This window comes from Nonomuraea sp. SBT364 (assembly GCF_001083785.1).
Classification (GTDB): Bacteria; Actinomycetota; Actinomycetes; order Streptosporangiales; family Streptosporangiaceae; genus Nonomuraea.
On sequence record NZ_LAVL01000119.1, the window covers coordinates 14,079 to 27,342 of the forward strand.

11 protein-coding genes are annotated in these 13,264 nt (G+C 71.5%); 5 read left to right on the forward strand and 6 right to left on the reverse strand.

Annotated features, from left to right (window positions below; translation table 11 throughout):
- Positions 1-7: 7 nt before the first annotated feature.
- On the reverse strand, positions 8-850 hold the full coding sequence (locus ADY59_RS47755; RefSeq protein ID WP_231619036.1) for a collagen-like protein: 843 nt from the start codon (positions 848-850) through the stop codon (positions 8-10).
- Positions 851-1,056: 206 nt separating this feature from the next.
- On the opposite strand from ADY59_RS47755, the gene ADY59_RS34750 reads away from it, so the two are divergent.
- The 3 genes from ADY59_RS34750 to ADY59_RS34760 all read left to right on the forward strand — a co-directional run bounded on the left by ADY59_RS34750 (position 1,057) and on the right by ADY59_RS34760 (position 5,269).
- Entirely contained in the window at positions 1,057-3,060 is a 2,004-nt protein-coding gene (locus ADY59_RS34750) for an adenylate/guanylate cyclase domain-containing protein (protein WP_231619037.1), read from the forward strand.
- A gap of 33 nt (positions 3,061-3,093) precedes the next feature.
- A complete protein-coding gene (locus ADY59_RS34755) occupies positions 3,094-3,756 on the forward strand; it encodes a Crp/Fnr family transcriptional regulator (protein WP_049571496.1) in 663 nt (220 codons plus the stop codon).
- Between the two features lie 67 nt (positions 3,757-3,823).
- The gene (locus ADY59_RS34760; RefSeq protein WP_049571498.1) at positions 3,824-5,269 is read left to right on the forward strand and encodes an MFS transporter; all 1,446 of its coding nucleotides are present in this window, start codon (positions 3,824-3,826) and stop codon (positions 5,267-5,269) included.
- On the opposite strand, the gene ADY59_RS34765 is transcribed toward ADY59_RS34760, so the two are convergent.
- Together ADY59_RS34765 and ADY59_RS34770 are read right to left on the reverse strand one after the other, a co-directional pair.
- Positions 5,262-6,011, reverse strand: a complete 750-nt coding sequence (locus ADY59_RS34765) for a methylenetetrahydrofolate reductase (RefSeq protein ID WP_049571501.1) — start codon at positions 6,009-6,011, stop codon at positions 5,262-5,264. The two genes, ADY59_RS34760 and ADY59_RS34765, sit on opposite strands and share 8 nt — an antisense overlap.
- 10 nt (positions 6,012-6,021) lie before the next feature.
- The gene (locus ADY59_RS34770; protein ID WP_049571504.1) at positions 6,022-6,672 is read right to left on the reverse strand and encodes a TetR/AcrR family transcriptional regulator; all 651 of its coding nucleotides are present in this window, start codon (positions 6,670-6,672) and stop codon (positions 6,022-6,024) included.
- A 69-nt stretch (positions 6,673-6,741) separates the two neighbouring features.
- Here ADY59_RS34770 and ADY59_RS34775 point away from each other — a divergent pair, with 69 nt between their 5' ends.
- The gene (locus tag ADY59_RS34775; RefSeq protein WP_082310633.1) at positions 6,742-8,154 is read left to right on the forward strand and encodes a DHA2 family efflux MFS transporter permease subunit; all 1,413 of its coding nucleotides are present in this window, start codon (positions 6,742-6,744) and stop codon (positions 8,152-8,154) included.
- On the opposite strand, the gene ADY59_RS34780 is transcribed toward ADY59_RS34775, so the two are convergent.
- Positions 8,121-9,995: an ABC transporter ATP-binding protein gene (locus ADY59_RS34780; RefSeq protein WP_049571508.1), complete on the reverse strand. Its 1,875-nt coding sequence runs from the start codon at positions 9,993-9,995 to the stop codon at positions 8,121-8,123. The two genes, ADY59_RS34775 and ADY59_RS34780, sit on opposite strands and share 34 nt — an antisense overlap.
- Before the next feature lie 34 nt (positions 9,996-10,029).
- Entirely contained in the window at positions 10,030-12,099 is a 2,070-nt protein-coding gene (locus ADY59_RS34785; RefSeq protein WP_197094000.1) for a PhoX family protein, read from the reverse strand.
- A 116-nt stretch (positions 12,100-12,215) separates the two neighbouring features.
- Here ADY59_RS34785 and ADY59_RS34790 point away from each other — a divergent pair, with 116 nt between their 5' ends.
- The gene (locus tag ADY59_RS34790; RefSeq protein WP_049571511.1) at positions 12,216-12,653 is read left to right on the forward strand and encodes a sterol carrier family protein; all 438 of its coding nucleotides are present in this window, start codon (positions 12,216-12,218) and stop codon (positions 12,651-12,653) included.
- Between the two features lie 51 nt (positions 12,654-12,704).
- On the opposite strand, the gene ADY59_RS50540 is transcribed toward ADY59_RS34790, so the two are convergent.
- Positions 12,705-13,264 (reverse strand): DUF4190 domain-containing protein (locus ADY59_RS50540; RefSeq protein ID WP_231619038.1); only part of this gene is annotated, 560 nt, incomplete at its 5' end.

A 13,264-nucleotide genomic window follows, 5' to 3' on the forward strand; every position in this document is an offset into this window, starting at 1 on the left:
GTGGTCGCTAGGACCTCTTCAGGCAGACGACGTGGACCGTGCCCGCGGAGCCGTGGTTGCCGCCCTGGGACGCGATCTCGGGCTGCGTGCTCTTGTTGCCGGGCGCGTCGCTGCCGGCCGAGTCGTTGTCGAAGCCCCTGCTCGCCTTGACCGTCCAGCTGTTGTCGCCGGTGGGCATGCTGCTGGTCACCTGGTACCGCCATTCGACGCTGAAGCCGCCGCCGGTGGCCAGGTCGCCGGTCTTGCAGGACGCCGTGCCGGAGCCGTTCTTGATGGAGGCGGTCTCCACGTAGGTCGAGAGGTTGGCGGCGCCGCCGGGCTCGCCCTTGTCGCCCTTGGGGCCCTGCGGACCACGGGAACCGGTGTCACCCTTCGCGCCCTGCCGGCCGTCCTTGCCCGGCTGCCCGTCCTTGCCCGGGACCCCCTGCTTGCCGTCCTGCCCGTCCTTGCCGGGGAGGCCCTGCTGCCCGTCCTTGCCGGGGAGGCCCTGCTGGCCGTCCTTGCCGGGGAGGCCCTGCTTGCCTCGTATGCCCTGGGGGCCGGGGGCGCCGGTGTCGCCCTTGGGGCCTTGGGGGCCTTGCGGGCCGCGGGGGCCGGTGCTGCCGCGGGTGCCCGAGGAGAGGGCCGGCTGCGTCTCGCCGCCACCGATGATCACGCGGATCTCGGTCGTGCGGCACTTGGCCGTCGGGTTGACGATGCGCGCGTAGCGGGACTTCTTGTGCACGCAGGCGACCACCTCACCGGCTGCCGAGGAGGCGGTGGCGACACCACCGACGGTGAGGAGCGAGGCGGCGAGCGCTCCGGCGGACACGAGGGCGAGCGAACGCCCACCTCGAACCTTGATAGCCACGGCTTTCCCTTCCGAAAACAGCTGATGCTCATGGTGAACATGAGATTCACGTTTCAACCGTTCCAACGGATGACGGATGTGACATAACGCATTCATCACGAAACAGAGGGTGACAGTGGGAGCTGACGTCACTTGACGCGTCAAGAATTGTGGAAGCGGTAAAACGACGCATTGGCCGGACACGCCGTCCGTGGATAATCAAGGACGTGTCAGCCCCCTACCTGCCGCCCGCCACGCAACCGGTGCGCGGGGTCGTCTGGGTCCTCCATCTGGCGCTGCCCATGCTCGGGCTCTGGCTGCTGCTCGCCGAGCCGGATCTGAACATCGAGTGGCATCACAATCCCAGCCATTTCTGGATGATCGTCGCCGTGGCCGGGCTCAACGTGGTGCTCGGCACGCTCATCAGCGAGGCGTCGCGGCGGCGGCGGGACGCCCGGCTGTTCCTTGTGTCGATGGTGTTCATCAGCAGCGCCGGGTTCTTCTTCATGCACGGACTGGCCACGCCGCAGGTCATCCTGCCCAAGGGCTCGCTCGGGTTCGACCTGGGGCAGATGGTGGGGCTCACGGTGGCCTCGGGGTTCGCGTTCGGCTCGGCGTTCCCGCTGGGCGAGGGGGCGGCGCGGGCGGTGCTGCGGGCGCAGCACGCGGTGCGCGGGGCGCTGTTCGGGTTCATGATCCTGTGGGGGCTGGCGTCGCTGGTGCCGGGGTGGACTCCGCTGAGCCGGCCGCCGTCGGCCTCGCCGGTCAACTGGGTGGCGTGGGGGTCGCTGCCGGGGCTGGCGCTGTTCTCGGCGGCCGGGGTGATGATGTTCCTGCTGCACCGGCGGCGGCCGTCGGCCATGCTGATCAGCCTCATCACCGCCTACGCGCTGCTGGCCGAGTCGATGGTCGCCGGGATGTCGCAGCTCAACTGGCATCTGACGTGGTGGGAGTGGCACGTCCTGCTGACGTTCGCGTTCGGCTTCGTCGCCTACAGCGCCTACCTGCAGTTCAGGCGGGAGGGGTCGGGCGCGGGGCTGTTCGACTCGGTGACGCTGTCGGCGACCGTGCGGCGCATCCAGCAGGACTACGACCGGGCGCTGGAGGAGCTGGTCGAGCACGTGCGGCGGGGTGAGCCGCTGGCCGCGACCCGGCTGTCGGGCAAGTTCCAGCTGAACGAGGGCCAGGCCGCGGTGCTCGACCGGGCCGGCCGGGCGCTGGCCGACGAGCGGGCGCTGTCGGAGCGGCTGGCCGCGCTGGTCGACGTGAGCGCCAAGACGCGCGTCGGCCTGCCCGAGACCGAGCTCCTGGCCACTGCTCTGGACCGGGTCCGGCAGGCGTACGGGGACGTGCGCATCGGGCTGGTCTCCGAGGGCCGCACGCGGATCGGGTCGCGCGAGTATCACTTCGCCACGAACGCGCCGATCCGGCGGGACGAGCTGGTCGCCTACCCCCTGACGGTCAAGAACCGGCTGGCCGGTGTGCTGGAGGTGCCCGCGGGGCGCAGCACGCACGACGAGGCGCTGGCCGCCACGCTGGCCGGTCAGCTGTCGATCTCACTGGAGAACGCCCGCCTCTACCGGGAGCTCGACACGCTCTTCCGCCAGTACATGTCGCCGGACGTGGCCAACGCCCTGCTCGCCGACCCCGGGCAGGCGGCGCTCGGCGGCCGGCTCCAGGAGCTGACCGCGCTGTTCGCCGACCTGAAGGGGTTCACCACGTTCTCCGAGCAGGTCACGCCGGGCGAGATCGTGGAGATGCTGAACCGCTACCACACGGCCGCGGTGCCGTGCATCCTCGACAACGGCGGCACGATCGTGCAGTTCGTCGGCGACGCGCTGCTGGCCCTGTTCAACGCCCCGGCGACGCAGGCCGATCACGCCCGGGCGGCCTGCCGGGCGGCGCTGGCCATGCAGCGGGCCGCCGCCGAGGTGTCGCGGGAGGTGGCGGGGGCGGCCGTGGAGTGGCCGACGTTCCGCGTCGGGGTCAACACCGGGTCCGCCCTCGTGGGCAACATCGGCAGTCCCGAGCTGCGCGGCTTCAACGCCATGGGCGACTGCGTGAACGTGGCCGCCCGACTGCAGTCGCTGGCCGAGCCGGGCACCGTGGTGATCGGCGCGACCACGCTCAAGCAGCTCGGCGCGGGTGCCGGCGTCGCCCCGCTCGGACGGCTGAACCTCAAGGGCAAGGAAGAGCCCGTCGAGGCGTACGTTCTCACAGAAATGACATAGAACGCCGCGGCTCCGTACGGACATAATCGGCGCATGAAGCCAGAGCCCGGCGAGTTCCTCTCCACGCTCACCCCCGAAGAGATCGAGGTCGTGCTCGCCTCGGGCCGGCCGCGCCGGTGGGAGCGGGGGACGACGGTGATGACCGAGGGCGACACCTCCGACTGGGTGCTCGTCCTGACGGCGGGCCGGGTCAAGGTGTCGTCCCACACCAGCAGCGGAACCGAGGTGGTGCTGGCGGTGCGCGGCCCCGGCGGGCTGCTGGGCGAGATGTCGGCCATCGACGGCTCGCCGCGCTCGGCCACGGTGACCGCGCTGGAGCCGATCGCCGGGGTGGTCATCCGCGACTTCACCGGCTTCCTGCAGGACCACGGGCGGATCGCCGTCCTGCTCCTGCAACTGGTCACCGAGCGGCTGCGCGACTCCGACCGCAAGCGGATCGAGTACGGCGCGTTCGACACCACGGGACGGGTGGCGACGCGGCTGGTCGAGCTGGCCGAGCGCTACGGCGAGAAGACCGCGGGCGGGGTGCGCGTGGCGTTGCCGCTCTCACAGGACGAGCTGGCCGGCTGGACGGGGGCCTCACGCGAGGCCGTGAGCAAGGCGCTGCGCACGCTGCGCGACCGCGGGCTGATCGAGACCGGCCGGCGGCGGGTGGTCGTCCACGACATGGAGGCGCTCCGCAGGCGAGCCCGCTGAACTGTTTTCTAGAATTTCCCTCACCCCGCCGCGAAGTGGACGTACGTCGTACGTCATAGTTGAAGGCATGGTCGCGATCTCCCCCGATCAACATGCCCGCATGCGCTACGCGTGGCGTGTCTGCTCGGTCACCAGTCTGGGTCTCGTCCTCATCGGCATCGCGGGCAGCACGCTCAACGTGGCGCTGCCCACGGTCGTCCGGCACTTCCAGGCGACGCCGTTCCAGTCCGGGTGGATCCTGCTGGCGTTCCTGCTGGTCAACACCGCGAGCTTGGTGTTCTTCGGGCGGGTGGCGGACCTGCTGGGCAGGCGGGAGGTCTATCTGACCGGGTTCGCGCTGTTCACGGCGGCGTCGCTGCTCGCCGGGCTGTCGCCGGACGTGTGGTTCCTGGTCGCGATGCGGGTGCTGCAGGCCATCGGGGCGGCGATGATCCTGGCGAACGGGACCGTGATCATCACCGACGCGTTCCCGCCCGAGCGGCTCAGCCAGGGCATGGGCGTCTACATCGGCACGCTGTCGGTGGCCCAGCTCGCCGGGCCCACGCTGGGCGGGCTGATCGCCTCCACCGCCGGATGGCAGTGGATCTTCTGGGTGAACGTGCCGGCAGGGGTGATCGCGATCGTGTGGGGCGCGATCACGCTGCGCAAGATGCCGCGCGGGCCCAAACAGCCGGTGGACGTGCTGGGCAACGCGCTGGTGTTCGCCGCGCTCTCGGCCATCCTGCTCGCGCTCTCCGAAGCCGGTTCCAGCGGGCTGACCAGCCCGATCGTGCTGACCGGCGCGGGACTGTTCGTGGTGCTGGTGCCGGTGATCGTGCTGGTGGAGCGGCGGGCCTCGCACCCGGTGCTGGACGTGCGGCTGTTCGGCGGGCGGATGCTGGCGTGCGCCAACCTGGCCTCGTTCTGCAACGCGATCGCGCGGGCGGCGCTGATCCTCGTGGTGGCGCTCTACTTCCAGGCCGCCCGGGGGGTGGACGCCTTCACGGCCGGGCTCAGCGTGCTGCCGGTGCCCGTGGGCATGGCCTTGGCCTCGCCCATCGTGGGCGCGCTGGGCCGCCGCGTCTCCTCGTACGCGCTGTCGATCGGCGGCGCGCTGATGAGCGCCGTCGGCCTCGGCGTCCTGCTGCTCACGGCCGACCCCGGCACGCCGTACTGGATCATCGGGATCGGCCTGTTCGTGGCCGGGTGCGGCAGCGGCACCTTCCTGACCGGCAACACCACCCAGGTCATGGCCGCCCTGCCCAGCGGCAGCCTCGGCGTGGTGAACGGCTTCCGGCTCATGGTGATGAACGTGGGCGTGGTGCTCAGCATCGGCCTGTCGCTCAGCGTCCTGGGCAGCGCCGTGGGGCCCGAGGTGCGGGCCCAGGTCTACGCGGGCACCCTGTCCACGTTGTCGCCGGTCGCGGTGGACCAGCTCATGCACGGCTTCCAGCGCACGTACGCGGTCCTGTTCGCCGTCGCTCTCGCCGGCGCCCTCCTCGCCGCCCTGGCGCGCTCCCGCAAGGTCACCTGAGCGTGGCGGACAGGCGGGACTCGACGTCGCGGTAGCGGCTGACCGGGATCAGGTGGACACCGGCGAAGGCGCCGGAGTCGCGGACGGCCAGGACCTGGGCGCAGGCCGCGTCGACGCCGGCCATGCGGTCGGCGGTCAGGCGGGTGACCAGGTCGTCCGGGATCGCGATGTCGGGGATGGCGGCGGCCAGGGTACGCGCGTGGTTGGCGCTGGCCAGGACCAGCACGCCGGCGTAGACCGGGACGTCGACCGGGTTGGCCTCGCGCCAGCGCAGCAGCGCCTCCATGGAGAAGCCGGCCTGGAGGAACAGGAAGTCGGCGGCCCGTTTCCAGCCCGGGAGCGGCCGCAGCCCGGCGGCAGCGCCGACGCGGAGGTCCGGCGAGAACGCGCGGGCCTCGTCGATCATCGAGCGCACGGTCAGGTCGCTGGTGCGATTGCCGCTGGTCGGCTTGTCACCATAGACGAACAGGAACTGGTCCACCCCGTAGGCGGCCGCCGTGAGCAGGTCGCGGCGGAAGCCGAGCAGGTTGCGGTCGCGCGAGTTGAGGCAGGCGATGCTCCGCCCGCCCATCGCCTCGACCTCGTGCGCCACGGCCACGCTGGAGACGGTGGCGCGGCCGATGTGGTTGTCGGGGATCAGGAACGAGTGCGCGATCGTGCTGAGCGTGCCGATCTGGTGCCGGACGCGCTTGAGATCGGGTGTGGTCGGCGGCTCGATCTCGCATACCAGCTCGAAGGTCATGGCCAGGACCCTAGCGCCGGTCGGCCAGGGCTTCTATCCCCGCGAGGACGAGGTCGACGCCGAAGGTGTCATACAGGCCGGGGGAAACCTCGATCATCGGCCCGGCCATCTCCACCAGGTTCGGGTACGTCGCGGCGGGCAGGGACTCCAGGCCGAGGCGCTTGACCCGGACGAACTCGGCGACCACCTCAGGGCTGTCGCACGCGGTGAAGTGCACCGGCGCGTCGGCGATGGAGATGGCGCTCTGGAGCAGGTACTTGGTGATCAGGCAGCTCTCCTCCACGGTGAACCCTGCCGATCTGGCCAGGCCGAGCGCCTCGTCCCAGACCGCCAGGAAGTTCGGCACCGTCATCTGGTCGACCTGCTCCAGCACGCTCTTGGCGCACGGGTGGGCGCGCAGCACCCGGATCAGGCCGGTCATGACCTCGCGCAGCCGTTCGCGCCACGAGCGGTCCCCCGGCTCCCCCGGGGCGAAGCCGGCGATGAGGTGGTCGGCCATGCCGGCCAGGAGCTGGTCCTTGTTCTTGAAGTGCCAGTAGAGGGCCATCGGCGTGACGCCGAGGTCGGCCGCCAGGCGCCTGATGGTCACGGCGTCGAGCCCTTCGGCGTCGCCGACCCGGAGGGCCCGGTCGACGATCGCGTCCGCGGTCAGTTTTCCCATCACGGTTGACAACTATACGACGTACGAGTTTCCCTATACGACGTACAAGTACGCCGTACAGGAGGAACTGTGGAGCGCAAGTGGTGGGCGCTGGGCGCGGTGACGCTCGGCACCTTCATGACGTATCTGGACAACAACGTGGGCAATGTCGCCCTGCCGACGATCCAGCGGGAACTCGGGCTGACGATCTCCGGGCTGGAGTGGATCGTCAGCGGCTACATCCTGGTGTTCGCCGGGTTGATGCTGGTCGGGGGCAGGCTGGCTGACGTGTTCGGGGCGCGGCGGGTGTTCGTCATCGGGCTGGGCGTCTTCACGCTGGCCTCGCTGGCCGCCGGAATGGCCACGGACGGCGCGACGCTGATCGCCGCCCGCGCCGTGCAGGGCGTCGGGGCGGCCCTGCTGACCCCGACCGCGCTGTCGCTGATCACGCAGATCTTCCCCGACGAGACCGAGCGGGGCAGGGCCGTGGGCATCTGGAGTGCCGCGGGGGCGCTGTCCATGGCCCTCGGCCCGGTGACCGGCGGCTTCATCAGCGAGAACTGGCACTGGGGCTGGATCTACCTGATCAACGTGCCGATCGGCGTCGCCACGCTGGGGCTGGCGCTGGCGGCGGTGCGACCGGCGTTCACCCGGGTCCGGCACAGCCTCGACCTGCCGGGACTGGCCACGTCGGCGCTCGCACTGTTCGCCCTGACATATGCGCTCATCGAGGGTGAGGCGGCCGGCTGGACGTCCCCGGAGATCCTCGCCGCGTTCGGCGTCACGGCCGCGTCGGCGGTGGCCTTCTTGCTGGCCGAGGCGCGGGCGGCGGAGCCGATGATCGACCTGTCGCTCTTCCGGGCCCGGCGGTTCACCGGCGGCGTGATCACCAGCGGCATCTGGTCGTTCGGCGTGTTCGGCATCTACTTCTTCAGCGCGCTCTGGCTGCAGAACGTGCTCGGCTTCAGCCCCACCGAGGCCGGGGCCGCGTTCGTGCCGATGGCGCTGGTCATGGGCGTGGTCGCGGTGCTGTCCCAGCGGATCGGCGCGGCGCTGGGCATCGGCCGGACCGTGGCGCTCGGCCTGGCGCTGATGGCGGGCGCGATCTACCTGATCTCCGGGGTCGGCGCCGACGGCGGCTACCTGGACGTGCTGCCCTGGTTCGTGCTGTACGGGCTGGGCGGCGGCCTGCTGGTGCCCCTGACCGCGGCCGTGCTCAGCGGGATGCCGGCCGGCCGGTCCGGGGTGGCGTCCGGGGTGCTCAACGTGTCTCGGGAGGTGTTCGGGCTGTTCGGCATCACCGTGCTGGGGGCGATCCTGACCTCCAGCCAGGCGGCGGGCGACGGGCCGCCGCTGGCCGCCTTCCTCGACGCCTACCAGTTCACCCTGGTGATCGCGGCCGTCGTGGTGCTGGCGGGCATCCCGGTCGCCCTCGGCACGCTGCGCGGCGAGCGTACGACCGGGAAGCCTCAGGCGACGGCGATGGCCGGGTCGGCGAACTGAGTGCGGTAGAGCTCCTCGTAGCGGCCGCCGGCGGCGAGCAGTTCGGCGTGGGTGCCGCGCTCGGCCACCCGGCCGTCCTCGATCACCAGGATGACGTCGGCGGCGCGGATCGTGGACAGCCGGTGCGCGATGACCACGGCGGTCCGGCCGTCGAGCGCCTCCGCCAGCGCCTCCTGGACCGCCGCCTCGGAGGTGGAGTCGAGCGCGGCCGTGGCCTCGTCCAGGATCACCACGCGGGGCCTGGCGAGCAGCAGCCGGGCGATCGTCAGCCGCTGGCGCTCGCCGCCCGACAGCCGGTAGCCGCGTTCGCCCACCACCGTGTCGAGGCCGTCGGGCAGCGACTCGATCAGCGTGGCGAGCCTGGCCCGGCGCAGCGCGTCCCACAGCTCCGCCTCGTCGGCCTCGGGGCGGGCGAGCAGCAGGTTGGCCCGGATCGACTCGTGGAACAGGTGCCCGTCCTGGGTGACCATGCCGAGCGTCTCCCGGATGGAGTCGGCCGTCAGGTCACGCACGTCCACGCCGCCGAGCCGTACCGCGCCCTCGTCCACGTCGTACAGCCTGGGCAGGAGCTGGGCGATCGTGGACTTGCCCGCGCCCGAGGAGCCCACCAGGGCGACCATCTGGCCCGGTTCGGCCCGGAACGAGACGCCGTGCAGCACCTCGACGCCGCCTCGGCTGTCGAGCGCGGCCACCTCCTCCAGCGAGGCCAGCGACACCTTGTCGGCCGACGGGTAGGCGAAGCGCACGTTCTCGAACTCGACCCCGATCGGACCGGCGGGCACCTCCCCGGCGCCGGGCCGGTCCTTGATCAGCGGCTCCAGGTCCAGCACCTCGAAGACGCGCTCGAAGCTGACCAGGGCGCTCATCACGTCCACCCGGGCGCTGGCCAGCGCGGTCAGCGGCGCGTAGAGACGGGTGATCAGCAGCGCCAGCGCCACGACCGAGCCCGGCCCCAGCTGCTCGCGCAGCGCGTAGAAGCCGCCGAGCCCGTACACCAGCGCCAGCGCCAGCGCGGAGACCAGCGTCAGCGCGGTGACGAACACCGACTGCGTCATGGCCGTGCGCACCCCGATGTCGCGCACCCGCCTGGCCCGCGCCGCGAACTCGGCCGACTCGCTGCGCGGCCTGCCGAACAGCTTGACCAGCGTCGCGCCCGGCGCCGAGAACCGCTCGGTCATCTGGGTGCCCATGGCCGCGTTGTGGTCGGCGGCCTCGCGGCGCAGCCGGGCGATCCGCACGCCCATCCGGCGGGCGGGCAGCACGAACACCGGCAGCAGCAGCAACGCCAGCAGCGTGATCTGCCAGGAGATGCCGATCATCACGGTCAACGCCAGCACCAGCGTCACCACGTTCCCGGCCACGCTGGACAGGGTGTCGGTGAACGCCCGCTGCGCGCCGATCACGTCGTTGTTGAGCCGGCTGACCAGCGCGCCGGTGCGCGTCCTGGTGAAGAACGCGATCGGCATCTTCTGCACGTGGTCGAAGACGGCCGTGCGCAGGTCCAGGATCAGGTTCTCGCCCAGCCCGGACGACAGCCAGCGGGTCAGCAGGCCGAGCCCGGCCTCGGCCACCGCCAGGCCCGCGATCAGGCCCGCCAGCCCGAGCACCACGTCCATCGGCCGGCCCGCGCTGATGGCGTCCAGCACGCGGCCCGCCAGCACCGGCGGGGCCACCGCCAGGGCCGCCATCACCACGCTCAGCACCAGGAACAACGTGATCTTGCGCCGGTGCGGGCGGGCGAACCCCCACACGCGACGGAGCGTCGCCTTCGATATCTGGCGACGCTCCGGGCGGTTGTTCAGCGAATACACCTGGTGCCAGGCCGTCATCTCCATGCTCATGCAGGGCAGCCTAGGACCTCAAGTTAACTTGACGTCAACTGCCGATCTTCTTGTTCCCGCCGTGCCACACCACCGCGACCGACGGGCGCGGCTGGTCGCCGTCGGGCCAGCGGCTGGCCGGCTTGTCCGGGCTCGCGCCGTCCACCTCACCCGGGTGCTGCACCGCGACGAACACGCTGCGCTGGTCCTCGGTGATCATGGGGCCGCAGGTCTCCGCGCCGACCGGCACCGTCAGGAATTGCCGCACATGGCCTCGGTCCCGGCCGCGCACCGGCATCACGAACAGGCCGTCGTGGCTGCCGAGCTGGTTGCCGTCCGTGGAGATCCACAGGTTGCCGTCGCGGTCGAAGGCCACGTTGTCCGGGCAGGAGATCGGCGACACCTTGGACTTGTCGAACCCGGCGAAGTACGTGGCGGCGTCGTTCGGGTCGCCGCAGACCAGCGGCACCGACCAGGCGAACGTCGTCTGGCCCGCGTCGCCACGCCGCTCGACCAGTTCCAGCACGTGGCCGTGCTTGTTGGCCGAGCGCGGGTTGGCCTCGTCCGCCTGGGCCGGGGTGCGGTTGGTGTTGTTGGTCAGCGCGATGTAGACGGCGCCGGTGACCGGGTTGCGCTCCACGTCCTCAGGGCGGTCCATCTTCGTGGCCGTCACCCTGTCGGCGGCCACCCGGGTGTAGACCAGCACCTCGGCCGCGGTCATGCCCTCCACGTACGACCTGTCGCCGGAGACCAGCGGGATCCACTCGCCGGAGCCGTCGAAGGCGCCGTCGGAGGGCAGCTTGCCGGAGCCGTCGATCTCGTCCGCCGGGCTGTCGCCGGTGAACCGCGCCACGTAGAGGGTGCCCTCGTCCAGCAGGCTCCGGTTGTGGCGGTCGTTGCCGCGGCGGTAACGCTCCTTCGAGACGAACTTGTAGACGTACTCGAACCGGGAGTCGTCGCCCATGTAGACCACCAGGCGGCCGTCCTGGGCCAGCGTCGTGGTGGCCGCCTCGTGCTTGAACCGGCCCAGCGCGGTCCGCTTGACCGGCGTCGAGTCCGGGTCGAACGGGTCGATCTCCACGATCCACCCGAACCTGTTGGCCTCGTTCGGGTGCTTGGCCAGGTCGAAACGCTCCTCGACCCGGTCGAAGCGGCGGTTGCCGGACGGCGTGCCGGTCGTGATCGTGTAACGCTGGATGTACGGCTTCTGCTCGTCGGGGACCTTGTCGCCGTTGACGAAATACTGGTCGAAGTTCTCCTCGGCCGTCAGCACCGTGTCCCACGGGGTGGTGCCGCCCGCGCAGTTGTTCAGCATGCCCAGCGGCTTCAGGCCGGCCGGGTCGGCCTCGGTCTTCAGCAGGTCGCTGCCGGCGGCCGGGCCGGTGAAGCGCATCGGCGTCGTCGCGGTGACGCGCCGGTTGTAGCGGCGGCGGCCCCGGGTCACCAGCTTCCACTCGCCGCTGCGGTGCTCGCGCTCCACCTCGACCACCGAACCGCCGTGCGCGGCCAGCGCGATCCTGATCTGCTCCTCGGTGGCGGCCGCGCCTCCGGTGTAGCCGCGGAACATCAGGCTCTCGTCGGTGTACTCGTGGTTCACCCAGAGCAGACCCCGGTCACGGCCCATCGGGAACAGCGTGACGAAGTCGCAGTTGTAGCCGAACTGCTCGGCCTGCGCCTCGGCCGTCTGGTTGGCGAAGTCGAACGCGGGCGCGCCCGGCAGCACCGGGTCACCCCAGCGCACCACCACCGAGGACCGGTACCCCTCGGGCACGGTCAGCTTGTCGTCGGTGTTCGGGGGGACGGGCGTGAAGTCCAGGTCCCCGCCCCTGTGCCGGGCCGCCGCCTCGGACTTCCCCGCCTCGGGCTTCCCCGGGTCGGCGAACGCCGGCGCCGCTCCGGCCAGGCCCGTCCCGGCCACCAGCACGCCCAGCGCGCCGGCGCGCAGCGCGCCACGACGCGACAGCGCCTGCTCGACCACCTCGCCGAAGTACGGGTTGCCGCTCGTGTTGGCCACGTCATGCGCGCACGCGTTGCCGCACCGGAACTGGCAGGTCATCGCGGATCGGCCACCCTTGTGCGGGGTGGAAAGCAGCGGCAGCAGCCGGCGCGGCGAGAGATTCGCCACAGGGTCCTCCAAGGTAGTGCGCGATCGTTCGAGCCGGACATTACGGTCATCGGAGAAACCGCAGGTGAACGAGGCCCTCCGGCGCGGTGAACGCTTCCAGGGAGGACAATGGTGCCGTGCCACCACGCAAACCCGACCCCGGAAAGCTCCGCGAGGCGCTCGACGCCCAGCTCGTCGCCCTCGACCAGCCGCCCTACGACGGGCCCGCCGGCGCGCTGGCCGACGCCCTGGTGACCGCCGTGCTCACCGCCTACGACCGCGGCCTGCGGCCCGAGCGCGACGCCGCGCGGTGGGCCGTACGCCATCTGCTGGACCGGCTGGTGAGCGCCGCCCCCGGGCGTACCGTCGAGGTCCGCGTGCCGCCGTACGCCGCCGTACAGGCCATCGAGGGGCCCCGGCACACGCGCGGGACGCCGCCGAACGTGGTGGAGATGGACGCGCGTACGTGGATCGAGCTGGCGGTGGGGCGGGTGTCCTGGGGGGAGGCCATGGACAAGGGGGCCGTGGCGGCCAGCGGAGGGCGAGCCGACTTGTCCGGATATTTGCCGCTTTAGCACGCCAAAGGGCGGGCCCTCCTGTGAGGACCCGCCCCTTCGTCGTCTGGCCTAGCTCGGGCTGCCCATCCACGGGATGCGCGCCTCGAAGCACCGGTCGGCCAGGCCGCCCGGGAGCTGGGCGCATTCCTGCACCACGTTCCAGAACCAGATCGCCACGCCCGCGAACAGCAGCAGCGCCAGCACGCTGAGCACGATGCCGGCGATCGCCCGGCCCTTGCCCACCTTCTTCGCGAGCGCCACGCAGCCGAACACGATCGACAGGATCGCGGTCAGCACGCCGATGAAGCACACGAACACCAGGAACGGGCTCGCCACCCCCAGCACCAGCGACGCCGTCGCCAGCCCCAGACCGGGCTGCCCCGGCGGGCGCCAGTCGGGCGGATACCGCCCCGCCCCGCCCGGAGGCGGCGTATAGGCCGCCCCACCGGCCGGCGCCCCATAACCCGGCCCCGCCCCCGGCGCTCCCCCGTACGGACTCGACGGCGACGTCCCCGGCACCGGCTCCTCCCCCTGCGAAACACCCGCCCCGTACGGGCCCTCCTCTGCCTGCGAAGCGCCCGACCTGTAGGGGGGCGGCTCGCCCTGCGAGGGGTCGGTCCCGTACGGGG

Coding starts and splice junctions, on each gene's coding strand:
- ADY59_RS34755 (WP_049571496.1), top strand. CDS start 3,094: ATGAAGCCAGAGCCCGGCGAGTTCCTCTCCACGCTCACCCCCGAAGAG.
- ADY59_RS34760 (WP_049571498.1), top strand. CDS start 3,824: ATGGTCGCGATCTCCCCCGATCAACATGCCCGCATGCGCTACGCGTGG.
- ADY59_RS34765 (WP_049571501.1), bottom strand. CDS start 6,011: ATGACCTTCGAGCTGGTATGCGAGATCGAGCCGCCGACCACACCCGAT.
- ADY59_RS34770 (WP_049571504.1), bottom strand. CDS start 6,672: ATGGGAAAACTGACCGCGGACGCGATCGTCGACCGGGCCCTCCGGGTC.
- ADY59_RS34780 (WP_049571508.1), bottom strand. CDS start 9,995: ATGAGCATGGAGATGACGGCCTGGCACCAGGTGTATTCGCTGAACAAC.